Origin of the sequence: uncultured Algibacter sp., assembly GCF_947490405.1 — a bacterium.
GTDB lineage: Bacteria > Bacteroidota > Bacteroidia > Flavobacteriales > Flavobacteriaceae > Algibacter_B.
Genome location: NZ_CANLGU010000001.1, coordinates 434150 through 459143, shown reverse-complemented (window position 1 = coordinate 459143; position 24994 = coordinate 434150). Strand labels below are relative to the sequence as shown.

Below are 24994 nucleotides of genomic sequence, written 5' to 3'. Positions count from 1 at the left end.
TAAGCAATATTTAGTGTGTTTTATTGAGTTGTTTTGAAAGTTTTTAACTAATCACAAACGTTATCAACACTTTGATTACTTTTGCGCCATGACATTTTTGAGACGCCTTTTTAATTTTTACATAAATAGTAGTATTCATGTGGCTTTGTCTGTATTTTCATTAACATGGATTACGCTTTTAAGTTTAGATTTAAGTTACATGGAGTCGGTGTTATATTTTGTGTTTTATGCCTCAATTACAGGTTACAATTTTGTAAAGTATTTTGCTATTGCAAAATTTCATCATAGACAACTTGCTAATTGGCTTAAATTAATTCAAATACTGTCTTTTGTTTGTTTTGTTTTGATGTGTTTTTATGCCACACAATTACCTTTAAAAGCTCATGTTTTTAATTTATGCTTAGCAGTAATTACTTTCTTTTATGCTATACCACTATTATCAAAAAAAAGTACGCTAAGAACTATTGGTGGACTAAAAGTTTATATTATTGCTTTGGTATGGACAGGAGTAACAGTTTTTTTGCCTTTGATTGCCTTGGATTATAAGATCAATACGGATGTTGTGTTATTAGCAATTCAGCGTTTTTTATTTGTAGTTGTACTAATGTTACCTTTTGAAATAAGAGACTTGAAATTTGATAGTGTAGCATTATCAACGCTTCCTCAAAAGTTAGGTTTAAGAAATACTAAATTATTAGGTATTACAATTCTTATTGTATTTTTTTTGTTAGAATTTTTAAAAGATGAAACTGTTTTAATCTCTATTGTAATTTTATTTACGATATGCGTTATTGCAGCACTGTTTGTTTGTTTTTGTAAGATTGAACAAAACAAATATTATAGTGCGTTTTGGGTAGAAAGTTTGCCGATTCTTTGGCTGATTTTTATGTTATATTTTAATTAGAAACGTCATTTAGAGCTTTTTCAAACTCTTTTTTCATATCACTTTTTGTTGAAGTATCAAGATATTCAACCTCCCCTTTTTTAATTGCTTTGGTGAGTTTTGTGTTATTTACTGTATATTTTCTACAGGCTTTGCAATAAATTAAATGTACATTTAATTTAATCAATTCCCACAATGATGCTTCTTTGTATTGATTTTTATCACATACATGATTTGCTTCATCACACGGTATAAATATTTTATTTTTTTTATTCATAGCTTAAAACCAATTTGCTTTAAGGCAATCTGCCATAGCTGTTCTTGCTCTATGGATAATTACCCATAGATTAGACGCTGTAATATTTAATTCATTACAAATTGCTTCAGTTTCATGATTTAAAATGGTCTTCATTTTAAAAACGTCAGCTTGTTTTTGTGGTAATTTACTTAAACAGTTATGTATAGCATCTCCCAATTCGTTATTTTGCAGAGTATCTTCTGCTGTTTTATCAAAAGGGTCTGCAACACGCTCTTCAAGCCAATCACCTTCGCTTTCAGCATCATTATAATTTATTCTTACTTCAGCTTTTCCTTTATTAGAATTAATTTTACGGTAATGGTCAATTATTTTTCGCTTTAAAATAGAAATAAGCCATGTGCGCTCACTGGCTTCTCCTTTAAAATTTTTCATTGACTTTAAACCAGCTAAAAAAGTTTCTTGAACTAAGTCCTGAGCAATCTCTCGGTCACTTACACGCGTAATGGTATAATTAAAGAGGTAGTCAGAATATAAGTCTATCCATTTGTTTGGATCAATTTTGTGGTCGGGCATTAGCTAATCTCTTTTTTTTGAATTCCAAAAATAAGGTAAAAAAATGAATTTTTTGAATTGTTTATGAATCAGTTACATCTATTTTGTGGCTGAAATAATGTAGTACCCAAAACTTTTGAAATGCAATCCAGATAATAAGGCGTAAAAAGACCCTTTTAGATTGTGAAAACTTTCCTGTTTTATGGGTTTAAAGCTCAAAATCTTTTTTAATATAAATCCTGTAATTGCAAATGGAACGTGAAGAACAGAAGGGGCAACTTTAAATGAAGCATTTTCAATTTTTACATTTTTGAACCCGAAACTTTTTATTTTTTCAATCATGTTATCAATAGTCTCTAATTTCTCTAAGCTCCAGTGGTTGCATAGTTTATTGTAGGCATATTTGCTGCCTTTACAGAGTTCTGGTACGTTCTTCTTAAGAAAAGCATCTGCAATAATCAGTATACCTCCAGGTTTTAATATTCTGTGTGCTTCTTTAATTGAATTGTCATTATGACCAGAATGACAAAAACTTTCTATGGCTACAGCAGAGTTGAAAGAGTTGTATGTAAATGATGTTTTGTTGTAGTTTTCTTTAAGAATAATTCCGTTTTCTCCTTTTAATAACATGTTGCCGTGTTTTACTTGAAAATCGGAAAGTGTAACACCATAAGCAATTACATTCTTATATGTTTTTAAAACATGCCTCATGGTTCCACCCATGCCGCAACCTAAATCTACCAATCTGTGTTTTGATGTTCCAATATTCAAACGCTTAATCATCTGAGCATTCATTTGGTTTAGCATAGAATCACGTTTAAAAGGATTTGTTCTAAATGGCACAAAATATCCAAAATGCATGTTGAAGTCTTTACTCCAGAATTTATAATCTTCAGTAGCTTCGTTATAGAAATCAATCATTTCTATGCGATTATTTTTGATATTTAAAACAGTTGTTTTCATAGCAAACTAGTTTATATAAATGACAGTAAATATAACAAATAGGTATACCCAAAGTAAGATGAAGAAGATGTGTACAATAGTTTCAAATTTTTTTCCTTTCCATAATTTTGAAGAGTAAACAAAAAGCTGGAATATTAAGCGTATTAACCAAAATAGACCAAATCCTAAACACAAGGTTTTACCAAGATTTGTTGTTACTAATGATTCATATGAAATGACACAAAGTATACCCATTAGTAAAACTGTGAGTGCTATAAAAAAAGTATGAACCTTAAACATTTGTTTGTTTATTAAACTCAGCGATTTTAGCTCCATTTTCCAATTAAAATATTTAGGGAATGTAGTATGAATTAATGCTAGTGCAATTAGTATATAGCCAATTATTTGTATATGTAAAGTCATCGTTTCTAGTTAAATTTTAATATAGACATAAAATGAGTGAATTTAGTTTCAGTAAACGATTTAAAACCAGCACTTTTAAATGCGTTTATCCATGTTTGTTTTGAGAAAAAGTGTGTAAAGCCAATGGAGAAAGCTAAGAAGTTTGGAATATCTCTTAAATGTTCAACTAAAATTACATGTGCATCAGGTTTGCAGATGCGTTTACATTCTTTTAAAAATAAGACTTTCTCCTCAAAGGACCTGATTTCATGAGCGGCAGATAAAAGAAAAACCATATCAACAGATTTATTTTCTAAAGGAATAGTATTAGTGCTAATCTGTTTAGTCTTAGGATAAACTAAACTAACTTTTCTTGCTCTAACTATGGCTGCTTCTGTGTGCTTTTCAGAATTATAAAAGTCAAAAACTTGCAAATTAGCATTTGGAAAATTACTTTTTAAAATAAAGCTTGTTTCATCAAATCCTGCATTGATATTAACAATGTGGTGGTTCGAATTTGTAATATTCAAATGCTCAAGCCATTTAAAATCATAATACCCAGAAAAATCATAAACATAAGCCGATACAATCAAAGGCATAATTAAACCGTATAAGAATGAAATAATGATTACCCAAAACAATATATTATTCCAATCAAATAAAAGCTTGCTTAATAAAAGTAATGCAATTATACTTAATCCTATCACATAAAAATGACGGTTAAAACTCAGGATGTTTAGCACACCCTGAAATGGTTTTCTTTTTAGTTCCATAAGTCTATTCTACCTTTTTTCCAGTAATACGGAATGTTATTAATTTTGAATGCATTTGCCAGAACAATATCTTTTAACTTTAATTCGTCTAAGAATGCGATATTGTAATATTCAACATGTACAGGATTGGGTTTCCAGTTTTGTCTCACACCCTCAATAATTAAAACTTCTTTTTTGCCTTCATTGTAAGTGAATGTAAATGGCAAAGGTCCTGCAAACCTTCTAGCTTCTTTCAAATTTGAAAAAGGAGATTGATTTGGCAATGTAATGTTGCGTCTTTTAGAATTTAGTTTGATTTTGAAATTTGATTTTATTGAATTTATCTCTTCATCCTTACAACTTATATCTGTAGATGTATAGTTGTAATGCGTAAACAGGTTTCCAGCAAAAGCCATCCTTTTTTTATCTGTCTCCGACTTTAAAATATATAAACCTCTCAAACGTTTTCCTTTTTCTGTCTTATAGCGAACAAAAATGCGATACCCAATTAAGAATAAGTCATTTCCAAAACAGGCAGGAAATCCTTTAGGTCTAATGTTTTTAGTTTGAACCATAGCAACAGCAATGAAAGACCATTTATTATTGAATGTATCTAGTTCTAAACATTCAGGAATTAAAGCCTCCAGTTCTTGTTTTGGTACTGCAAAGGTTAAAACGATAGAGCTTTTAAAGAATGCCTCTACCGTAAACGGATGTTTTTTAAGATTTGAAAGCATAATCGTTAGTTTTGAAGATGTTATTAAAATGAAAACTAGTTAAGTAAATAAATAGAATTAATAGAAGTGCAAAGACACTATTGAGCCTTCCCCACATTAATAAGTGTGGAGTCATAATGAATTCTAAAATGTTCATTGATGCAATAATTATTATTTGAATAATGGCATTAAGTCTTGGTTGATTTTTACTTAAAATCCAAAAACACATAAGTATCTCTAGAATTCCAATTGCAATTGTTAGTTCTCTAGAATATTTAGAATTAGTGATTTCTGAAACTATCTTTTGATGTCTAGGAACCAGATTTAAAACTTTGCATAGTAATCCATTAATAAACCAAATAAGAGCAATGATAATATTTATTATGTTTTTCATGTATTTTTATTTTAAACTTTCAGAAAATATTGAAAGTTGTAATTAAAAAAAATTTATTTACTTCATCAATTTAAAAACAGACTTTGTTAGCCAATTTTGTTTTTGGTTTACAAGTTTATTCATTAAAGTATCTAAATCGTCAGTTAGGTCTTTTAATGCTTTGGTTTGTTTTATCAATTCTTTAGTTTTTTCTGTGCCGTCATCTTTAATAGAGCTAACTTCTTCCAGAACTTTAATAACAGGTTTTATTTCTCTTCGGCTTCGTTCTTTGGCAACTATTCTTGCCAGTTCTTGTACATCTTTTTCAGTAGTAAAAAACTCTTTGCGCTCTCCACGAACGATTTCTTTAGTTACAATACCCCAATCCATTAACTGACGTAAATTCATACTTGTATTACCTCTAGAAATCTTTAATTCCTCCATAACCTCTTCCATAGATAATGGTTTTGTTGAAATAAAAAGGAGCGCCTGTATCTGTGCCATCGCTTTATTAATACCCCATAAGGTTCCCAAACTTCCCCAAGTACTTATAAATTTTTCTTTTGCTTCTTGATATTCCATACCACAAAGATATAAACAATTTCTAAACTTTCAATAATTATTGAAAGTTTATTTTAAAAGAAAAGGTTGATCTTTTGCATTCAACCTTATAAATAAAACTTATTTTAACAATCCCGCACGTTTCAATAAAGCTTCAGGTTTAGGTGCTTGCCCTCTAAAACGTTTATAAAGCGTCATTGGGTTTTCTGTGCCACCTTTGCTTAACACATGATCCTTAAATTTATCAGCAACAGTTTTATTAAAAATGCCTTTTTCTTTGAAAAACTCAAAAGCGTCAGCATCTAAAACCTCTGCCCATTTGTAGCTGTAATAACCAGAAGAATAACCACCTTGAAAAATATGTGAAAATGCTGTACTCATACAGTTCTCAGCAATATCAGGATATAATTTTGTGTTTTTAAAAGCTTTAGATTCGTAAGCTTTTACATTGGTTATATCGCTTGGGTCTGTACCATGCCAACTCATATCTAATAATCCAAAACTTAATTGTCGTAAGGTTTGCATCCCTTCATGGAAGGTAGCAGATTCCTTAATTTTTTCGACTAAATCCATTGGAATTACTTCACCTGTTTCATAATGTGTAGCGAACAATTCCAATGCTTCTTTTTCGTAGCACCAGTTTTCCATAACCTGACTTGGTAATTCTACAAAATCCCAAAACACACTGGTTCCTGATAAACTTGGGTAAGTGGTATTGGCCAGCATACCATGTAGCGCATGCCCAAATTCATGAAATAATGTGGTAACTTCATTAAATGTTAATAGCGAAGGTTTGGTTTTAGTGGGTTTTGTAAAATTGCAAACAATGGAAATATGTGGTCTGCTATTTTTACCATTTTTAATGTATTGTGGCTTATATACAGTCATCCAAGCGCCATTGCGTTTTCCTGATCTTGGAAAATAATCAGCATAAAAAATAGCTATAAAATCACCTTTAGAGTCGGTTACCTTATAGGTTAAAACATCGTCATGGTATTTATCAATAGTATCAATTTCTTCGAACTTTAAATCGAATAATTTGTTAGCTATTGTAAAAGCTCCATTAATAACATTCTCAAGCTTAAAATATGGCTTTAGCAATTCATCATCCAAACTAAATAATTTCTGTTTTAGCTTTTCAGAATAGTAAGCACCATCCCATTTTTGTAATTGATCTATACCATCTAAATCTTTGGCAAATTGCTCTAGGTTTTCAAATTCTCGTTTTGCTGCAGGTTTAGCTTTTTCTAGCAATTCGTTTAAAAATTTCTGAACATTTTTAGGGCTTTCTGCCATACGTTCTTCTAAAACAAAGTCTGCATGGGTTTTGTAGCCTAATAAATTAGCGCGTTCATGCCTGAGACTTGCTATATCTAAAACATGTTTTTGATTATCGAGCTCATCATCTTTAAAACCTTTGGCGCCAGCGGCTAAAGACATTTTTTTTCTTAGAGCTCTATTATCTGCATAAGTAACAAAAGGAATGTAACTAGGGTAATCCAGAGTAAATAACCAGCCATTTTTATCTTTTGATTCTGCTAACTGTTTAGCGGCTTCTTTTGCGCCATCTGGTAATCCAGCTAAATCAGACTCAATGGTAATTAGCATCTCAAATTTATTTGTTTCTGCTAAAATGTTTTCCCCAAATTTTAATTTTAATTGACTTAATTTTTTATCAATGGCTCTGAGTTTGTCTTTTTTGTCTTCAGGAAGGTTTGCGCCATTTCTAGAAAAACTTTTATATTTTTTATCAAGTAGTGTTTCTTGCTCTTTAGTTAGGTTTAGTTCTTTTTTAGAATCATAAACGTCTTTAACACGTTTAAATAATTCAACATTTAAAGTGATATCATTACTAAATTCAGATAATAAAGGTGAAACTTCTTGTGCTATTTTTTGAATTTCTTCATTTGTTTCAGCAGAATTTAAATTAAAGAATATACTTGTGATTCTATCAAGTTGTTCTCCAGAAAAATCTAGAGCTTCAATAGTGTTCTTAAAAGAAGGTTTATTAGGGTTATTAATTATACTTTCAACCTCTTTTTTAGCTAATATGATAGATTCTTTAATGGTAGGTAAATAATCTTCATTTTTAATTATTCTGAAAGGAGCGGTGTTGTGTTTGCTTTTAAATGGGTAAAATGGTGTTTTTTCTATCATTTATTCAAAAAATGTGTTAAAAAATAAATTTACTATGTATGCATAGTAAATTTATTTTATTTTTGTAATCAATAATACACAGAGTGACTAACTCATGAGAATTATTTGTTAATAGCTGAAAGCCCTGAATAACTTCGGGGCTTTTTTTTATTATAAATCTTTAGCAGATTCGTTTACTTTTATTTTAAGATCTTCTTTATAAGCAATAATTTTGTCTAAAACGCTTACATCGTTAGAACCAATAATTTGAGCAGCTAGAATTCCAGCATTTTTGGCTCCATTAAGTGCAACGGTTGCTACAGGTACGCCTCCAGGCATTTGTAAAATTGAAAGTACAGAATCCCAACCATCAATAGAATTACTACTCTTTACTGGCACACCAATAACTGGTAGAGGCGATAAAGACGCTATCATTCCTGGTAAATGGGCAGCACCTCCAGCACCAGCAATAACTACAGAAAACCCTCTGGTGTGCGCATGCTTACCATAATCGAAAAGTTTTTCTGGTGTACGATGTGCTGATACAATATCAACGTCAACTTCAATATCAAAACCTTTTAAGATGTCAATGGCATCTTGCATAACAGGAAGATCACTTTTGCTTCCCATAATTACTCCTACTTTACTCATAAAAAAATAATTTATGTTTCCCCGAGTGCAGTCGAGGGGTTTATAATATTTTGAATTTTAATGAGGCCTAGACTAAGTTTGACCAATTATTATTCACTTATAACTTTTATACTTTTCTTAACTGATTCAGCAATACGTCTTGCTTCGTTTAAATCTTCATTCACAATAGTAACATGTCCCATTTTTCTGAATGGTCGTGTTTGCTTTTTACCGTAAATATGGGGTGTTACACCATCCATATTCATGATGTTTTCAATGTTTTTATAAACTACATTTCCTGTGTGTCCTTCAGCACCTACAAGATTAACCATTACACCTCCAACTTTACTGGAAGTTCTTCCTAAGGGTAAATCTAAAATGGCTCTAATATGTTGTTCAAACTGAGAAGTATAACTCGCTTCAATTGTTTGATGCCCCGAATTGTGTGGTCTTGGTGCAACTTCGTTTACTAAAATATCATCATCTTGCGTCTGAAACATTTCAACAGCTAATAATCCTACATGATTAAATGCTTCTGAAGTTTTTAACGCCACAGTCTCTGCTTTTTTTGCGGTATCTTCAGGAATTCTTGCTGGACAAATCACATATTCAACTTGGTTTGCTTCAGGGTGAAATTCCATTTCAACAACTGGATATGTCTTAGTTTCTCCAGAAGGGCTCCGCGCAACAATAACTGCTAATTCGTTTTTAAAAGGAATTAAATCTTCAGCAATACATTCACCAGCTGGTAAGCCTTTTAAATCTGAAAGTTTTCTCACTACTTTTACGCCATTACCATCATAACCAAATTGAGCCGCTTTCCAAACAAAGGGAAGTTCTATGCCTCCATTGGCTATAGCATCTTCAATTTCAGATAAATAAGCAAATCGATTAAAACTAGATGTTGGTATATTGTTGTCTCTGTAAAAAAGTTTCTGTTTCGCTTTATTTTGTATGGTTCTTAATGTTTTAGATGCAGGAAACACTTTAATCCCTTCATTTTCTAGAGTTTCTAAAGCATCAACATTAACGTTTTCAATTTCAATAGTCAATACATCAACTAATTTTCCAAAATTGTAAACAGCATCATAATCCATTAAATTACCCAAATGAAATTCATCACAAGCTATTTTACACGGTGCTTCTTTACTGGCATCTAAGACAACAGTTTGGATATCAAATTTTCTAGTGTTGTACAATAACATTTTACCTAATTGGCCACCACCAAGAATACCAAGTTTAAAATTTGAAGAGAAATAATTCATCTAAACGTTTTTTCGAAATCAAAATAATGATAAGCAAAAATACATTTAAATCTTAAATTACTATTGAAATCCTAAATCAAAAAATCGTTATTACTTAATCTATTGATTATCTTTGCGCTTTCAAAATATAACACCCGTGATAAAGCTACACGACAAATACTTCAAACCCTTCGTTTCTGCTAAAGAAATTGATGCTGCATTACAGCGATTAGCTGATAAAATAGCTGAAGATGTAGGTGATGAAATTCCAGTTTTTGTTGGTATTTTAAACGGATCGTTTATGCTAACCAGCGATTTTGTAAAGAAGTACCCAAAAACATGCGAGGTTACTTTTATAAAGCTAGCATCTTATGAAGGCGTAAAGTCTACTGAAGATATTCAAAGATTAATTGGTATAACACAAGATCTAACAGGCAGAACAGTTATAATTTTAGAAGACATTATAGATACAGGGAATACGCTTCATGAAGTTCATAGAATTTTTAAAAATGAAAAGGTTAAATCGTTAAAAATTGCGACACTTTTTTACAAACCAGAAGCGTATAAAAAAGATTTTAAATTACATTATGTTGGTATAGAAATTCCAAATAAATTCATAGTAGGTTATGGCTTAGATTATGATGGTTTGGGACGAAATTTACCAGAAGTCTATCAAATAAAAGAAACGCAACACATGACAAACTTAGTGCTATTTGGCCCTCCGGGAGCAGGTAAAGGAACGCAAGCAGAATTTTTAAAGGAGAAATATAACCTAGTACATATTTCTACAGGAGATGTTTTTCGTTACAACATGAAAAATGATACAGCTTTAGGAATGTTAGCTAAATCATACATCGAAAAAGGCGGTTTGGTTCCAGACCAAGTAACTATAGACATGTTAAAGGCAGAGGTTGAAAAAAATGCCGGTGCCAATGGATTTATTTTTGATGGATTTCCAAGAACTAATGCACAGGCTGAAGCTTTAGATCAGTTAATGGATAGCAAAGATTCTCAAATTAATGCAATGATTGCTTTAGAGGTTGATGATGAGGTTTTAGTAACACGTTTACTGGAAAGAGGAAAAACAAGTGGTCGTAAAGATGATGCAGATGAGGCTGTAATTAGAAACAGAATTAAAGTGTATTACGATGAAACTGCTATTTTAAAAGATTACTACACGGCGCAAGATAAATATCATGGTGTTGATGGTGTTGGTAGTATCAAAGATATTACAGAGCGATTGAGTAGCGTAATAGACAAACTATAGTGCTAACGTTTATTCGTTTAGTTGTTTAGAAGTTAAACAAGACTAAACAACAAATTCACTGAAAACAAATAAACAACAGAGATGACAGAGGGGAATTTTGTAGATTATGTAAAAATGTATGTCAGTTCTGGAAAGGGCGGACAGGGATCTGCGCATTTACATCGCGAAAAATATATAGAAAAAGGTGGTCCTGATGGTGGGGATGGTGGCCGTGGAGGTCATATTATTGTTCGCGGAAATTCTAATCTTTGGACACTACTTCATCTAAAATTCAAAAAGCATATAAGAGCAGGTCATGGTGAGCATGGTAGCAAAAGTAGAAGCACAGGTGCCGATGGAGAGGATGTATATGTCGATGTGCCTTTAGGTACAGTAATAAGAGATACAGAAACCAACACTATACTTTTTGAAATTACCGATGAAGGCGAGGAAAGAATTCTAGCTGAAGGTGGTAAAGGAGGTTTAGGGAACTGGCATTTTAAAAGTTCAACTAATCAAACACCGCGTTATGCGCAACCTGGTATGCCTCTTGAGGAAAAGTATGTTACCATGGAGCTTAAAGTGCTCGCTGATGTTGGTTTGGTTGGTTTCCCCAATGCAGGTAAGTCTACGCTTTTATCAGTTGTTACATCTGCAAAACCAAAAATTGCAGATTACGAATTTACTACACTAAAACCCAATTTAGGTATCGTTAAATACAGAGATTTTCAAACCTTTGTTATGGCAGATATCCCTGGAATTATAGAGGGGGCTGCAGAAGGTAAGGGGCTTGGACATTATTTTTTGCGACACATAGAACGAAATTCTATTCTTCTTTTTTTAATTCCAGCTGATGCTAACGATATCAAAAAACAATATGATATTTTGTTAGATGAACTTAGAAGGTACAATCCAGAAATGCTTGATAAAGAGCGTATTATTGCTATTTCAAAAAGTGATATGTTGGATAATGAACTAAAAGCAGAATTAAAGACTGAGCTTGATAATGAGCTACCAATTCCATATATATTCATCTCATCTGTTGCTCAAAAAGGTATTACTGAGTTAAAAGATATGCTTTGGAAGATGCTAAACAATTAAGATATATCTTGTCTGTTTTAAACAAAATAATTACTTCCTAATTTTTTTATACTCTAAATACGAATACACAAAAGGTATTAAAGTAATTAATAGTGTAACACTAATAAAGAATATACTATTAAACTTCTTACTAGCTGTAAGGCTAGATATTGCAATAGCTAATCCACCAACAAACCACAATTTGCCAGCTAGTTTATGAGTACTTTTCCAAACACTTTCGTTTTCTAAAGTCCAAGGTGTTCTTATCCCAATAAAATAATTCGCCTTTATGGTTTTCATGTAATTCCCTAAAAGCATAAATAAAATACCAATAGCAAAAATTACAAGTGATGGGTTGGTTATAGATTGTTCTTTAACACTGTAAATTATAAATACAGCTAAAGCAGACATAAATAACACCATCAAAAACTTTAAGTTATGGTATTTGTTGCCCATGGTTTGTATGCGTTTTTTCGGGTCTATTAATGGAATAATTGTAAATAAAATATAAGTAACTCCCGATAGTAAAAAAGTAATAAGTATCAGCGAATTTTTACTACCCCAATCATCAATCTCACCTTTGTAATTCCAGTGTGTTGGCACCGTCTCTGGTAGCAAACTCCAGATATAGGCCAAATAAATAAACGGAATTAAAACAATAATTATCAATGGTATTTCTCTTTTCAAATTCATTATTTTATTTTTTTAAAGTTAAAATCCATTGCAATACATCTTCCAGAATCGTTGTGTTTATAGAGTATGTAATAAACTGTCCGTTCTTTTCACTCGTCACCAAATCAGCACGCTTCAAAATATCCAAATGATGTGAGATACTAGGTTTCGAAATATTAAATGCATCAGCAATATCACCCGCAGTCATGTCCTTATCCTTAAGCAATTCCAGAATTTCGCGCCTCGTTTCATCATTTAATGCCTTAAATAAGTAATTCATTAATTAGGTATTTAGACAAATATCTAAATACTATTTTAATTTAGCAAATATTTTAGTTAAAATGATTTGCTCTTTGGGCGTTTCCACAAGGGTCGGGCTATTCGTTACAAGTCCTCGCACTTCCTTCGTCAGGCTTTGGGCTTTTCACTGCTATCCCTAACGCAACTTCTGAACTAAAAAGAAACATTGGAATAATTTTTGATTAAATTTAGATAAAATTAAACCTATGCGATTTCTAAAAATTAGTATTCTAGCCTTAATTATAGTATCCTGTGCTCCAATTCATGTGAATTACGATTATGATAAAGCTGTAAATTTTAATAATTATAAAACCTATCAATACTATGCAGATATGGAAACTGGCTTAAGCGAGTTAGATACTAAGCGTCTCTTAGATGCCATTGATGCCAAAATGAAAGTAAAAGGATTCAGTATCTCAGAAACTCCAGATTTTTTCATAGATATTAAAAGTGCTGAATATCAAGAACCTCAAAGTCAAAGTGTTGGTGTTGGGGTAGGTGGTGGTGGACGAAATGTGGGTGGTGGAATTTCCATAGGTTTACCTATCGGTCAAGGTAATATAAACCGTCAAATTACTATCGATTTCGTAGATGAAAATAAAAAACAACTCTTTTGGCAGGCCATAAGTGAATCTAGTTTTAACCCAAGAGCAACGCCCGAAAAAAGAGAAGCACGCATGCAAGCTATTGTAGAAAAAGTATTATCTGGATATCCTCCTAAGAAATAAATCGAGTATTTATTTTTTAACTAATTTTTTAGTAGTTAATAGTGTGTTGTTATTGTAGAAATTTACAATATAAATACCTGTATCTAAATGGTTTAATCTAACTTGTTTGTTTTCGTAATTATTAAGTTTTACAGATTTTACTTTTTTGCCATCCACTGTCAGAATTACTACTTTTAAATTGGAGGTGTTTGAGCTTTCAAACTTTAAGTTTAACAAATTTTCTGTTGGGTTAGGATATAAGGAAATATTAAAAGTGTCTGTATTGCTTTCAACTTCTTCAATCCCTAGAGAAGTGTAATTAATATTCCAATTTACAGTGTAAATATGAAAGCTATCATGATTATCTACCCTTAAAAAAGTACTGTTATCATGTACAACAGTTGTTAGTAAGTTAGCTCCTTCAACTAAATCAGTTTCTTCAATAGAAATGTCATCCACATTAGTGGCAAAGCTTGAGCCGTTTAAAGTCCATTCGCTTTCCAAGGTATTGGGATTTGGTTTAATCAATTTTAATTGAAAGTCTAGAGGTAATGTTGGGTTGTCAACTGTTGAGCTATTGGGAATATAACTATCAATAGGAGAAATTAAACTATGTATTTTTTCAATAATACCTTCTTTACAAACAGAGCAAAATGGAACACCTAAATATCGCATTTTACAATTTTGATGTGGCCTATACCAACTAGTAGCATTACCAGATCCACTATGCTGATAAATACCAACTCCATCTGTGCCTACCCAATTTTTCCAGCCTACTATAGCAGGGTTAGTTTCTTGAGTCATATTTATAGCTTCAGAAGCAAGTGCATCTCCTGGATAATATTCATCCTTTAAATCAAAAAGCGAATGCCCTATTTCATGTATAACAATTTCATCGGCATTGTTACCTGTAGAGGAAGTAGCGTAGGGGCCACCAGCACCTCCATATTCTGAAGTGTTAACAATAATAATGGGTTGATCGTATTGTGGAAAATTATCAGCCAATACATTATAAACTATTGATGAGCTATATGTGTAAAGTAACCTGTGAATATTGGCTGTATCAAAAGAGGTATTAAAGTAAGTGTTTTTTGAAGCAACACTAAAAACAGGCTCTGTAACATCCGTAGCAATTCCTGGGTGGTCCGTTCCACTATCATTTGATGGTACTTTTATGGCATAAACATTAAAATAATCTGCATATTCGGAAAATGGGCTTTGGCTAAACAAACTATTAGAAAAATTGGTAGCATCAGTCACAAACTTATCTAATTCAAATAAGGTGTAGCCATCTCCCATAAAAACAAGGTTAATACGTTTATCATTATCTCCTGAAACTTTTATAGCTTCTACATCAAAGATTTGTCCAGCTAAACTTGAGATATTAAAAAGGATTATGAGAAAGCATAAAACAGATTTCATAGTTGCCTAATTTGGGTTTTAATGAGGGGCTCGCTTTTAGCAAAGTTACTAATTGTTATGTATTTAGTATCATTTTTCAATTGTAACCTGATTGAGAACTGCATTTCATCGAAATCAATAACTTTGGTTTTAAAGTGTTTTGATTCATCAACATATTCTATTTTTTTGATTAAAGGGTTTTTAATTAACAGCTGGTTTATGACCTTTTGTTTCTTGTTTAGTTCAGTAAAAATTAAATCACCTTGTATCCCATTTTCAATTGGTTCGAATGGGTTTTGTTTTATTTTTCCATTGGTAATTTTTTTATTAATGTAAGTAATCTGACGTTTACCTTCTGCTGTTTTTTTAATGTTATAGTTTAAAAATAAAACCTTTGGTTCGTTTTCAATCTGTGATGACTGATTAGATACGTTTTTTGCACTTTTACACCCTGAAAAAATGAGTAGTACAATTAGTAAAGTTATTTTATGTAGGTGATAATATTTCAAAAAAACCAATTTGGGATTGTGTTTGGTAAAGTTAAGCATAAAAAGTTCAAGTTTTCATTTGTAAATAATTTGAGAACAGACAAATAAGTTGCTGAAACATTTTTATTATACCGTTTAAGTGATGCATTTTACCACTTATCATAATTTTACTTTTTTTAGTTTACTTCTAAAGTAACTTTACATCATCAATCAATCATCAATCAAAAAACGAACAATGTTATGATCAATTTAGTTAAAGTCCTAATAAGTTTTATAGTTAAAGTCTTAGATATACTAATACATTTAATATTTTAAGTTATTATGAGAACAATAAAAAGTATAGTAAACAATATCGTATTTCTAGTGTTACTATTAACTGCTAATTCTTGCAAGGAGAATGTAAAGCGAGATAACAGTAGTGTTAAAACAGAAACTCATATAGCTACAGACAGTATTACTAGTGAAATAGAAAGTTTATATGATAAAGAGGTTTTTAATGGATTTGCGGTATCTATAGTAGATTCTAAAGGAATTATCTATAACAGAGGTTTTGGGTATGCCGATGTTGAGAAAAAGAAAAAGTATACCGAGCATACTCTGATTAATATAGCTTCTATATCTAAAGTGTTTATTGCTGCGGCACTTTTAAAAGCGGAAGAAATGGCTTTGGTTGATTTGGATGAATCAATAAATAAATATTTGCCTTTTGAAGTTAAAAACCCTAATTACCCCAATGATTTAATTACTGTTAGGCAGTTAGCTACCCATACAAGTTCCATAGTGGATACAGATATTTACATGCAAACATGTTATGTAAATAAAGATGATATACCAATTGGAGAAAGTCTTAAACGTTATGAGTTATATTATCAAAATTCATCAAAAAACTGGATGCCTTTAGCGGAATATTTAAAGAAAATTTTACAAAAAGATGAGGTATTCTATGAGGATTCTACTTTTGCAAAAAGAAAGCCCGGAGCATTAAGAGAATACAGTAATATTGGAGCAGCATTATGCGCCTTAGTTATAGAATATGCAACTGATAAACCGTTTAGTGAATTTACAAAAACATATATATTTGAACCTTTAAATATGGCTTCAACAACTTGGTTTTTTGAAGAAGCTGATAGCACAAATTACTCAAAATTATATTACGATGGTGAGGTTTTGCCGTATTACAAAATTCTTTCTTATCCTGATGGAGGGCTTATTACATCTAGCACAGATTTAAGTAAATTTCTAATTGAATTAATTAATGGCTACTCTGGACATGGGAGTATTTTAGATGCTGATAGCTACAAAGAGTTTTTTAAATCACAATTAGAAGAAAGTGCATTAGGAGGTAAAGAAAACTTCAACGTAGGATTATTTATAGACAAAGAATTAGCATATAACGTGATTGGGCATACTGGTGGAGATCCAGGAACAAATACTATGATGTTTTTTAATATTGAAGATAAAAAAGGAAGAATCCTTATTACCAATACAGATTCTAAAAAAGAAAACTCTATGGGAACTATGTGGGAGATATGGGACGCTCTTAAAAAATAAAAAGCTAATGGTTATTACATTAAAAATAAAGAATAAAGTATGTGCCAGAAGATTATTTGAATAGTATATAAGGCTGTAAATATGTATATTGAATTATTTAGAAAACATTACAAATACTTTTTTTGAGATAAAGAAAACATATGAAATTATCATTAAACAAATACTACATCATATTCGGTTTCATTGGTTGGGTTTTGTTATTTACAACTACACTAGCCATACCCAAAATATTTATAAGATCTGAGGATTTGGCATATAAACTAAAATTGTATTTCTGGGCAGAAAGTATTTTATGTGGAATTTTTGCTTTTTTATGTAGTTACATTATCTCATTATTCATTGATTATAAGCTTCATATTTCTAATTTAAAACAAAATATTTGGAAGCTTATTGTTGTTTTTGTTTTAGTTCAAATCTTATATACCCTAATAATTTGGCCAATTTTAGATGTCGCCTCTCTTCAAATTAAAGGTGCTTACAGTACAATTACATTTAAAGGTAAGATGTATAATGTATTTTATTTTATGACTCTATTTTTTGTTTGGTTTTTTGTTTTTTTAACAATTAAAATCTATCATCAATTAAAATCAGTTCAGTTAAAGCAAGTACTACTAGAGAGCAATTTGAGAGAATCTCAGCTTAATACTCTAAAAGGTCAAATTAATCCACATTTTATGTTTAACAGTTTAAATAATATTCGTGGTTTAATATTAGAGGATGTTAATAAAGCTCGGGTAATGCTTACTAGTTTATCTGAAACATTACGATACTCATTAACTAAAAGTGATTCAAATTCTATAGCTTTAGAGGATGAATTAGAAATGATTGAAAACTATGTTGCCATTTCTAAAATCCAATTTGAAGATAGACTTACATTTGAAACAGATATTGATAAGGCATCATTGAATATTAAAATTCCGCCTATGATTATCCAAATGCTGGTGGAGAATGCTATTAAACATGGGATTTCTAATTTAAAAAAAGGGGGTAAAGTTAAATTAAGTACAACCATTGAAGATTACCAATTACAAATAGAAGTTTCTAATACAGGAGGCTTAAATCAAAATAAAAATGGAACGCAGTTAGGTTTACAAAATATTAAAAAACGTCTTGAACTATTGTATGGAGAAAACTCTACCTTTAATTTAAGAGAATTAGATAATAAGGTAATTGCAACTATTAAAATACCATTAAAATGATACAGCTAAAGGCCGTTATAGTTGAAGATTCGCGTTTAGCTCGAAATGAGCTAAAAGAGCTTATTAAAGAACACAAAGAGATCCAGTTATTGGGCGAGGCTGCAAATGTAGATGATGGTTATGCGTTAATTATAGAAACAAAACCAGATGTACTATTTTTAGATATAAACATGCCCGAGAAAGATGGTTTTGAGCTCTTAGAAATGCTAGATGAGGTGCCAATTGTAATATTTACAACAGCTTTTGATGAGTATGCGATTAAATCTTTTGAGTACAATGCTTTTGATTATTTAATGAAACCGATCAATCAAAAACGGTTTTCTCAAAGTATTAAAAAAGTAATTGAAAAGGAAACTAATAATTTATCACCTGAAATAAAAAATGAACATGCTTTAAGTTTAGATAAGCAGATTTTTATTAAAGAAGGAGAAAAGTGTTGGCTTGTAAAAATTAAAGATATTTCTATGTTTGAAATTGTTGGAAATTATACGCGTGTATTCTTTGAACACAATAAGGCATTAATTTATAAGTCGCTTGCTCAAATTGAAGAAAAATTACCTGAAGATGTGTTTTTTAGAGCTAACAGGCAACAGATTATAAATATAAATCATGTAAAAAAAGTAGTGTCTTGGTTTAATGGAAAACTTAAAATAGAAATGAACTCTGGAGAAGAAATTGAAATCTCCAGAAGACAGTCCTATATTTTTAAAGAGCAGTTAAGCTTTTAGTTTACTTGAATTCTAGCACCTTCACTATGGCTAATAAATTCTGGCGCATACATACTTTGAATCGTAGAAATGCCATTACTCATATTTCCAGCATTATTAACTCTCAAATCATATTCAAATACATAAACACCTTTTGGTAAATAATCAAAAAAGAAATTTGTTGAGGCATCTTTAGTACTCTCATAATAACCCAATCCATCTTGCCATTTGTATTGGCTTAATACATTTACAGGTTCTAATCCAGAAGCACGCATATCTTTCATGTGAACAAATTCCATATTTCTGTCACATCGTAATTCTATCCTAATTCTAACTAAATCACCAACATTTAAATCGGTTTCAGAAGTAATTTCTGAGATTTCTTCACCAGTATTCGTATTGGTTTTTAAGAATAACTTTTTCTTTAATTTAAGTGGTGTTTCAGCAGAAGTTATTTTGTCTAGATCTTCAAAATATTGCCAATATAAACCACCCCAAGCAACACCATTTCCTTTTTTAGATAAGGTTACATCTGCCATTTCTGGTTTAATTTCAGAAGTACTCCAAGATGTTTTGTAATACCCAGTTCCAGCTTCAACTTTAACAGCTTCCAATTTTGAAGGTTCTATTTGTTGTCCGCCAATAACCACTTCAACCATTTCAGTAACAGATAGCCAATCGCTGCCTTGAAGCAATAAAGCATAAACCGCATCTGTAGTTGCTTTGGTTGTTTTCCATCGATTGTTTTGCTTGTTTTTAAGCAACCATATTTTTAGATTATCAATAGTTTCGGTATCGTTTTCAATCTCACCAAAAGTTTCAATTAATAAAGCTTGCGTTTCAATAGGCGCTTGATACCAATACCACGAATTAGTATTTGCTTTCCAATACATACCTAACTCTTCAGAAGTAATACTTGTTTCTTTTAAAGATTTTAAAATCTTCGAAGTGGTTTTAGAATCTTTATTTCTATGAGAGACTAAAGCCATTAACCCTTTTGAGTACAAAGAACGGGATAACCAATACTTTTGAATTTGCGTTTGGTAATACTCGGATATATTTTCAACTTCTTTTGATTTTTTGATGTCTGGAAAGAAGCTTCGCATATATAAATAATGCAATTGCGTATAACTTAAGTGGTCTTTGTCTAAATCTACTTTTGCATTGTATTTTTTAATATCGTTATATTCTTTTACAAATTCGGTATCAAGATAATTAATGGCTTTTTGAAGCATTTGTTGATGAGATTTCTCGTCACTCGTTCCTCGTTCTGTCGAAATGACATTTAATTGTTTTAGGTGTCCAAAACCTGTAATAATATGCTGTGTAATGTACCGGTTTGCTCTACCACCTTTAAACCAAGCCCAAGCACCAGAAGACATTTGGTTTGCTTTCAGTTTATTTAAAGCAGATTGTAATTCGTTATTCATTTTATTCAAATCGAATAATAAAGCAATACGTTTTTTCTGCTCAGTTTCACTTTGCGCATCACGTAACCAAGGTGTTTCTTGAATTAAAATAGATTTAAGATCTTCATTTTTTTCTAGATTTGAAAGTAGTGCATCTGTATTTCTCCATTGGTTGAATACCTCTTGAATTCTAGGATTAGAATTTGCTATATGACTTGCTAACGCATTAGCATAATATCTCGAAAATGTTTGCTCATTACAATCATACGGATACTCCATTAAGTACGGAAGCGCTTGAACTGCATACCACGCTGGGTTAGAGGTCATCTCCAAAGTCAACTTATGATGCTTTAAAGTTGAAGACGTGTTAGTTTTTAATTTATCTAAAGAGAATGTTTTGCTTTGGTTACTTCTTACCCACATTGGTAATGTTTCGGTAACCAACGTTCTGTTAGAAAGTACTGGTAATGCATTTTGCTCCCCATCGCTAAAATCTTCAGATTTAGCAACAATTTTGTATTGTACTGCTTGAACATCTTCAGGAATACTTAAGTTCCAAGATACTTGGGTGTTACCTTTAGCATCAACAGTAAAGGACGAAGCCCCATCTAACTTCCCAAAAGGGGAAGGACTGAGCAAGTTTGAGGTTATATCTTTCCCTGTAATGGCATCCGTTAAAATTAATTTGGCTTCACCTGAAAGTATTTTTTCTGTAAGATTAGCAATTTTGGTACTTATTGTAATGTCATCACCTTCACGTAAAAAACGTGGTGCATTTGGAATCACCATCAACTCTTTTTGAGTGGCTGTGGTTAATGTTTTAGTAGCACTCTCCATAGTTTTAGTGTGTGCTAATAATTGCAACTTCCATTGCGTTAAAGTTTCTGGTGTTGTAAAACTGAAACTTATATTTCCTGCTTCATCTGTTTTTAACCGCGGAAAGAAAAAGGCTGTTTCTTGAAGGTTTCTACGGATTTGGATGTTGTCGTAATTTGTTTCTTCGTTATTTTTAGAATCCACATCTGTCTCAAGAGCCGAACCCGTTACAACGACTTCATCTAAATTTAAATCATTTTCAGATTTGATAAAAGCAATAGATTCTTCAACTTCCAGTTCATTAGCTACAACTTGAACACCAGCAACTCGACCGCTAAGCGCTTTTGAAACACTAGCATTACCTCTAATTTTTAAATTATAATTATTTCCAAAACTAAAACCAAACCAATTCATTTGGTCATAATATTGTTGAGGGTAACTTATTCGCGACTTATTATTATACACTCTAAAACTTTGTGTTCCAAAACTACGATTAGCGTTTCTGTTGCTTCTAGAATAATAAACAGGATTATTGATAGGGTTAAAATTCCAAGCGTGTGGTTTAAACTGATCTAAAGAAGCATCATACATACTTGCTAACAATTCTGCACTTACTTTGTCGCCATAAGGGCCTTTAATTTTAAATTGCCAAGTTTCGTCAGTTCCTGGTTGTAATTTATCTCTAAACGTAAGCGTTTCAATTTCTAAGTTGGTTTTAGGATATGGCACTGAAATAGCTAGTGAACCAGATTTAAAACTGTTAAAAGCAGCAAAACTATAATGTACCACAAAACCACCTAAATCATTTTTATTAACAGGAATAGAGATTGTTTTTTTATTAGCATTTAGCTTGATAATCTCTGTTTTGATGATGTTTTTATCTTTTTCAATAGTAACCGTAACCGATACATTATTAGCCGCAGAACCCAAAGCAATATTTGCAGTATCTCCAATGTTATAAGATGATTTATCATTCGAAATTGTAAACAGTTGTCTATCCGCAGGCGTTTTATCATCATCACTAAAAAGCGTCGTCTTAATTTCATCTTTTACTAACTGCCCAAATTTATCTTTACTTTCTAGAATAATAACATATGCACCGGGTTGCCATTTTTTAATCTTGCCAAGATTAAGTTTTGTTTCATTTCCTGTGTTAAAAGAGGAAACAAAAACGAGTTTACCCTTTTCCCAATTTTCAGAATGCTGTTCGTTATCATAAGCTTCATGCGGAAATAGCTTTTTGAAATCTTCTTCATAAAAACCTTTATAATCTGGAGCTGCCCATGGTCGTGGCCTTAAAACAGCATTTGGTGCTTTAAGTTTGTATATTTTCACGGTTCCTTTTGCTGCAACAAATTCGCCATTAAGATTTTTGGTGTCAATAGAAATACTATGATTTTTTTTGGTTTTATCCAAAGCACTATCAATACTCATATTAGCTGTTAATGCATGATAACCCACATTTACAATAGTTGTAGCGCTTCTGGTTTCACCATTTAAATCGGTAACATCTGCTGTAACTTCGTAATTAAAAATAGGTAAGCTGCTTTTGTCTACACTTTGGTCAGGAATAGCTTTAAATGTAATTTCAAATTCGCCTTTATTATTGGTTGTAGTGTCACCATGAGAGATTTCTTGAGGTTCACTATTTACCCAAGGCCTATACCAAAAATACCAACGCGGATATTGCACGTTTCTTTTTACACGATAAACTACTTTGGCGTCTGTAATATTGCTACCTGCATAAGCTAATGCGTTTCCTTTTACAGTTACAGAGTCATTAATTTTAAAGGTTTCTGTTACAGGTTTGAATTTGGTTTCAAACTTTGGATGTTTGTATTCTTCAACCGAGAAATAGGTGTTGCTCTCCATATTAAAACCAGATTCAGTATCAAATTCAATATGATATTGGCCATTTAACCCATTATTTGGTAAAATAAAATCTCCTGCAATAGAACCAAAATCATTAGTTTTAAAATTTAATTCTTTTATTTCTTCACCATTCACATTATATAAAACAGCATATACATTTTCGTTTGCTAAAACTTCTGATTTTGCATCTTGAGTTTTCATGGCAATCGCTTTGAAATAAACAGTTTGTCCTGGTCTGTAAATACTTCTGTCAGTAAATAAAAAGGATTTATAACTAACACTTTCTTCAGGTTGATTGCGTTTTTGATTGATGTAGAAGTCGCCAAAGTATGCTATTTCATTATTGTGTTCTACTTTAAGGTTTATGTCGTTATACCAATTCTTGTCTTTTTCAATTTTTATTTCACCTAACTGATTAGTGGTATAACTTTTAGAAAATCTCTTTTTTACATTTCTAGAATTATAAGAGACTTCAATTTTTGCACTAGTAATAGGGTTACCATTATTTCTATCTATAATTTGGAAAATTTTATGTTTGGGATCATCAGTTTCAACCAAAGCCATATTAGTAACTTGTAGGTGAGAAAAAGCAAAAGTGTCTTGTTCATTTTCTACAAAAGCCACTACCAAATACCTGCCATTGTTAAGTTTTGGTAATAGAACTTCAGTACTATGTATTTGGTAGTCTTTTTCGTTTTTTATACTGGAATTCCAAGTTTCATAAGTGTCTAAATTTTTAATAAACTTTAGTTGTTCATCTTTTCTGTATGTCTTTATGAATTTTTCATGTTGATTTCTAGAAATTTTATAAACATTGAGTTTTAAATTATCTAAATTTTTATGTCTAACTAATAATCGAGCATCTTTTTGTACTGGTAAAAACTGTTCAGTAATTATTTGTAGCGTTAATTGTTCAATTTGAGACTTTAATATGGTGCACTTTTCAGCAGCTTTACTTTTTGGAAATTTAGAAATAACTTGATTGCAGATGTCTATAGCTTCTTTAGCTTTCCATCGCTGTTCTTCATTAGTTTTTGGTTGATAAGATTGACTCTTTTGATTGTAAATAGAAGCTATTTCAAAATCATATAAACCAGAAACTTCATGTGCTTTATTCTTTTTGCTTTCAGCAGTTAAAGCTGTTAAAAGAATATTCTGTTTGTTAGAAAACGTAGCATATTGATTAACAAATTTTAAACGTTCAATATTAACATCAGCTAAAGCAAAAGGCGATTCATCTTTTAAATGAAAACGAATCAAATCTTTGTAAATCTTTAAAGCATTTAATTGTAATGATGTGTTATCCTTAGATTCAATTTTTAAAACCGAAAACGTTTCAGCATCAGCTAAAAAATCAACATTATCAATCTCAAACTTATAAGCAGGTTTGGTAATTTGTGTTTCGTTCGTCTTATAAAATACTAACGCATTATGGCTTAAAAAATCAAACAACGAGGGACGATAAATTTTAGACCCTTTCTGTTCATTCAATAAAACATTATAGGTCTTTAAAGGTTCCTGCTGTAACATCAAACCATTTTCTAAAGATTTTTGATAGTGTACATGAATTTCATCAAAAAGCGTTTGTAAATCCCAAGTTCTAAAGTCTTCAGTGTCTACTTTTTCAGATGTTTTAGTTCGGTTATAAAATTGCCATCTATGTTGATTAAAATATTGCCAATACAAATTAGCCAATATGTTTTCTAGAATGTTTTTAACAGGAAACGGGCTAGCTTCAATTTTAGTTTTAAAATCATTTATAATGCTCAGTTGCGCATCTTCTTCTAAAACCAAAGCATACTTACTTTTAAAAAGCATGGTTTTTATGAGTTGCGGATGGTTACCATCTTTTAAAGCTTGTTTCTCAATAGTATTTACAAGTTTAAGTGCAGATTTAGGCAATCCATCAATCTCAAATGTCTCAACTTTTGTCCATAAATCTTGATAATTCAGATTTTGTGCTGCAGAAAAGGTTGAAAATAATATAATCATATATAAGAATAGAGAACGTTTCATAGGTTTCATTTTATCTATAAATCTAAGTTCAAAAGCCGTTCCAAAAAACAATAAATTCGCAAATGGTGGCGTTGGATGAG

22 protein-coding genes are annotated in these 24994 nt (G+C 31.2%); 7 read left to right on the top strand and 15 right to left on the bottom strand.

The features are described from left to right. Window positions 1–88: 88 nt before the first annotated feature. A complete protein-coding gene (locus Q0772_RS01805) occupies window positions 89–904 on the top strand; it encodes a hypothetical protein (protein ID WP_298339470.1) in 816 nt (271 codons plus the stop codon). Here Q0772_RS01805 and Q0772_RS01800 read toward each other — a convergent pair. From Q0772_RS01800 to Q0772_RS01750, 10 genes are all read right to left on the bottom strand, one after another. Further along, on the bottom strand, window positions 897–1160 hold the full coding sequence (locus Q0772_RS01800) for a hypothetical protein (protein WP_298339467.1): 264 nt from the start codon (window positions 1158–1160) through the stop codon (window positions 897–899). The genes Q0772_RS01805 and Q0772_RS01800 overlap by 8 nt on opposite strands. Window positions 1161–1163: 3 nt before the next feature. Continuing rightward, window positions 1164–1715, bottom strand: coding sequence for a sigma-70 family RNA polymerase sigma factor (locus tag Q0772_RS01795; protein WP_298339465.1), 552 nt, complete (start codon window positions 1713–1715; stop codon window positions 1164–1166). A gap of 78 nt (window positions 1716–1793) precedes the next feature. Continuing rightward, window positions 1794–2657 (bottom strand): class I SAM-dependent methyltransferase, encoded by an 864-nt coding sequence (locus tag Q0772_RS01790; RefSeq protein WP_298339462.1) that lies wholly within the window; start codon window positions 2655–2657, stop codon window positions 1794–1796. A gap of 407 nt (window positions 2658–3064) precedes the next feature. Next, complete coding sequence (locus Q0772_RS01780; RefSeq protein WP_298339456.1) at window positions 3065–3811, bottom strand: methyltransferase domain-containing protein; 747 nt, start codon at window positions 3809–3811, stop codon at window positions 3065–3067. After that, entirely contained in the window at window positions 3802–4527 is a 726-nt protein-coding gene (locus Q0772_RS01775; protein WP_298339453.1) for a DUF2071 domain-containing protein, read from the bottom strand. The genes Q0772_RS01780 and Q0772_RS01775 overlap by 10 nt, the downstream gene beginning before the upstream one ends. Continuing rightward, window positions 4511–4900 (bottom strand): DoxX-like family protein, encoded by a 390-nt coding sequence (locus tag Q0772_RS01770; RefSeq protein ID WP_298339450.1) that lies wholly within the window; start codon window positions 4898–4900, stop codon window positions 4511–4513. Before Q0772_RS01770 ends, Q0772_RS01775 begins: the two co-directional genes overlap by 17 nt. A gap of 57 nt (window positions 4901–4957) precedes the next feature. Next, the gene (locus Q0772_RS01765; RefSeq protein WP_298339447.1) at window positions 4958–5461 is read right to left on the bottom strand and encodes a MarR family transcriptional regulator; all 504 of its coding nucleotides are present in this window, start codon (window positions 5459–5461) and stop codon (window positions 4958–4960) included. Window positions 5462–5560: 99 nt separating this feature from the next. After that, the gene (locus Q0772_RS01760) at window positions 5561–7597 is read right to left on the bottom strand and encodes a M3 family metallopeptidase (RefSeq protein ID WP_298339443.1); all 2037 of its coding nucleotides are present in this window, start codon (window positions 7595–7597) and stop codon (window positions 5561–5563) included. A gap of 150 nt (window positions 7598–7747) precedes the next feature. Continuing rightward, complete coding sequence (gene purE / locus Q0772_RS01755) at window positions 7748–8227, bottom strand: 5-(carboxyamino)imidazole ribonucleotide mutase (protein ID WP_298339441.1); 480 nt, start codon at window positions 8225–8227, stop codon at window positions 7748–7750. Window positions 8228–8316: 89 nt separating this feature from the next. Beyond that, window positions 8317–9471 (bottom strand): 5-(carboxyamino)imidazole ribonucleotide synthase, encoded by a 1155-nt coding sequence (locus Q0772_RS01750; RefSeq protein ID WP_298339438.1) that lies wholly within the window; start codon window positions 9469–9471, stop codon window positions 8317–8319. Window positions 9472–9607: 136 nt separating this feature from the next. Here Q0772_RS01750 and Q0772_RS01745 point away from each other — a divergent pair, with 136 nt between their 5' ends. Further along, a complete protein-coding gene (locus Q0772_RS01745) occupies window positions 9608–10717 on the top strand; it encodes an adenylate kinase (RefSeq protein ID WP_298339435.1) in 1110 nt (369 codons plus the stop codon). 81 nt (window positions 10718–10798) lie between these two features. Continuing rightward, window positions 10799–11797, top strand: a complete 999-nt coding sequence (gene obgE, locus Q0772_RS01740) for a GTPase ObgE (protein WP_298339432.1) — start codon at window positions 10799–10801, stop codon at window positions 11795–11797. Between the two features lie 30 nt (window positions 11798–11827). Here obgE and Q0772_RS01735 read toward each other — a convergent pair whose 3' ends face one another. After that, window positions 11828–12469: an SdpI family protein gene (locus tag Q0772_RS01735; RefSeq protein WP_298339429.1), complete on the bottom strand. Its 642-nt coding sequence runs from the start codon at window positions 12467–12469 to the stop codon at window positions 11828–11830. A gap of 4 nt (window positions 12470–12473) precedes the next feature. Next, window positions 12474–12728: an autorepressor SdpR family transcription factor gene (locus tag Q0772_RS01730; RefSeq protein WP_298339426.1), complete on the bottom strand. Its 255-nt coding sequence runs from the start codon at window positions 12726–12728 to the stop codon at window positions 12474–12476. 226 nt (window positions 12729–12954) lie between these two features. Between Q0772_RS01730 and Q0772_RS01725 the strand changes: the two genes are divergently transcribed. Continuing rightward, window positions 12955–13476, top strand: coding sequence for a DUF4136 domain-containing protein (locus Q0772_RS01725; protein WP_298339421.1), 522 nt, complete (start codon window positions 12955–12957; stop codon window positions 13474–13476). Between the two features lie 9 nt (window positions 13477–13485). Here Q0772_RS01725 and Q0772_RS01720 read toward each other — a convergent pair whose 3' ends face one another. Then, window positions 13486–14877 carry a M64 family metallopeptidase gene (locus Q0772_RS01720; protein ID WP_298339419.1) on the bottom strand — a complete coding sequence of 464 codons (1392 nt, stop codon included), beginning with the start codon at window positions 14875–14877 and terminating at the stop codon, window positions 13486–13488. Continuing rightward, the gene (locus Q0772_RS01715; protein ID WP_298339416.1) at window positions 14874–15365 is read right to left on the bottom strand and encodes a hypothetical protein; all 492 of its coding nucleotides are present in this window, start codon (window positions 15363–15365) and stop codon (window positions 14874–14876) included. The genes Q0772_RS01720 and Q0772_RS01715 overlap by 4 nt, the downstream gene beginning before the upstream one ends. Window positions 15366–15665: 300 nt before the next feature. On the opposite strand from Q0772_RS01715, the gene Q0772_RS01710 reads away from it, so the two are divergent. The 3 genes from Q0772_RS01710 (at window position 15666) to Q0772_RS01700 (ending at window position 18822) form a co-directional block, all read left to right on the top strand. Further along, complete coding sequence (locus Q0772_RS01710; RefSeq protein ID WP_298339413.1) at window positions 15666–16895, top strand: serine hydrolase domain-containing protein; 1230 nt, start codon at window positions 15666–15668, stop codon at window positions 16893–16895. 140 nt (window positions 16896–17035) lie between these two features. Next, the gene (locus tag Q0772_RS01705; RefSeq protein WP_298339411.1) at window positions 17036–18094 is read left to right on the top strand and encodes a histidine kinase; all 1059 of its coding nucleotides are present in this window, start codon (window positions 17036–17038) and stop codon (window positions 18092–18094) included. Further along, window positions 18091–18822, top strand: coding sequence for a LytTR family DNA-binding domain-containing protein (locus tag Q0772_RS01700; RefSeq protein WP_298339408.1), 732 nt, complete (start codon window positions 18091–18093; stop codon window positions 18820–18822). The genes Q0772_RS01705 and Q0772_RS01700 overlap by 4 nt, the downstream gene beginning before the upstream one ends. Here the strand turns inward: Q0772_RS01700 and Q0772_RS01695 are convergent. After that, on the bottom strand, window positions 18819–24914 hold the full coding sequence (locus Q0772_RS01695) for an MG2 domain-containing protein (RefSeq protein ID WP_298340593.1): 6096 nt from the start codon (window positions 24912–24914) through the stop codon (window positions 18819–18821). The two genes, Q0772_RS01700 and Q0772_RS01695, sit on opposite strands and share 4 nt — an antisense overlap. Between the last annotated feature and the right edge of the window lie 80 nt (window positions 24915–24994).

What these genes read in the sequence shown, in the direction of transcription:
- Q0772_RS01805 (WP_298339470.1), top strand. Translation starts at nt 89, where the DNA reads ATGACATTTTTGAGACGCCTTTTTAATTTTTACATAAATAGTAGTATT.
- Q0772_RS01800 (WP_298339467.1), bottom strand. Translation starts at nt 1,160, where the DNA reads ATGAATAAAAAAAATAAAATATTTATACCGTGTGATGAAGCAAATCAT.
- Q0772_RS01795 (WP_298339465.1), bottom strand. Translation starts at nt 1,715, where the DNA reads ATGCCCGACCACAAAATTGATCCAAACAAATGGATAGACTTATATTCT.
- Q0772_RS01790 (WP_298339462.1), bottom strand. Translation starts at nt 2,657, where the DNA reads ATGAAAACAACTGTTTTAAATATCAAAAATAATCGCATAGAAATGATT.
- Q0772_RS01780 (WP_298339456.1), bottom strand. Translation starts at nt 3,811, where the DNA reads ATGGAACTAAAAAGAAAACCATTTCAGGGTGTGCTAAACATCCTGAGT.
- Q0772_RS01775 (WP_298339453.1), bottom strand. Translation starts at nt 4,527, where the DNA reads ATGCTTTCAAATCTTAAAAAACATCCGTTTACGGTAGAGGCATTCTTT.
- Q0772_RS01770 (WP_298339450.1), bottom strand. Translation starts at nt 4,900, where the DNA reads ATGAAAAACATAATAAATATTATCATTGCTCTTATTTGGTTTATTAAT.
- Q0772_RS01765 (WP_298339447.1), bottom strand. Translation starts at nt 5,461, where the DNA reads ATGGAATATCAAGAAGCAAAAGAAAAATTTATAAGTACTTGGGGAAGT.
- Q0772_RS01760 (WP_298339443.1), bottom strand. Translation starts at nt 7,597, where the DNA reads ATGATAGAAAAAACACCATTTTACCCATTTAAAAGCAAACACAACACC.
- purE (WP_298339441.1), bottom strand. Translation starts at nt 8,227, where the DNA reads ATGAGTAAAGTAGGAGTAATTATGGGAAGCAAAAGTGATCTTCCTGTT.
- Q0772_RS01750 (WP_298339438.1), bottom strand. Translation starts at nt 9,471, where the DNA reads ATGAATTATTTCTCTTCAAATTTTAAACTTGGTATTCTTGGTGGTGGC.
- obgE (WP_298339432.1), top strand. Translation starts at nt 10,799, where the DNA reads ATGACAGAGGGGAATTTTGTAGATTATGTAAAAATGTATGTCAGTTCT.
- Q0772_RS01735 (WP_298339429.1), bottom strand. Translation starts at nt 12,469, where the DNA reads ATGAATTTGAAAAGAGAAATACCATTGATAATTATTGTTTTAATTCCG.
- Q0772_RS01730 (WP_298339426.1), bottom strand. Translation starts at nt 12,728, where the DNA reads ATGAATTACTTATTTAAGGCATTAAATGATGAAACGAGGCGCGAAATT.
- Q0772_RS01725 (WP_298339421.1), top strand. Translation starts at nt 12,955, where the DNA reads ATGCGATTTCTAAAAATTAGTATTCTAGCCTTAATTATAGTATCCTGT.
- Q0772_RS01720 (WP_298339419.1), bottom strand. Translation starts at nt 14,877, where the DNA reads ATGAAATCTGTTTTATGCTTTCTCATAATCCTTTTTAATATCTCAAGT.
- Q0772_RS01710 (WP_298339413.1), top strand. Translation starts at nt 15,666, where the DNA reads ATGAGAACAATAAAAAGTATAGTAAACAATATCGTATTTCTAGTGTTA.
- Q0772_RS01705 (WP_298339411.1), top strand. Translation starts at nt 17,036, where the DNA reads ATGAAATTATCATTAAACAAATACTACATCATATTCGGTTTCATTGGT.
- Q0772_RS01700 (WP_298339408.1), top strand. Translation starts at nt 18,091, where the DNA reads ATGATACAGCTAAAGGCCGTTATAGTTGAAGATTCGCGTTTAGCTCGA.
- Q0772_RS01695 (WP_298340593.1), bottom strand. Translation starts at nt 24,914, where the DNA reads ATGAAACGTTCTCTATTCTTATATATGATTATATTATTTTCAACCTTT.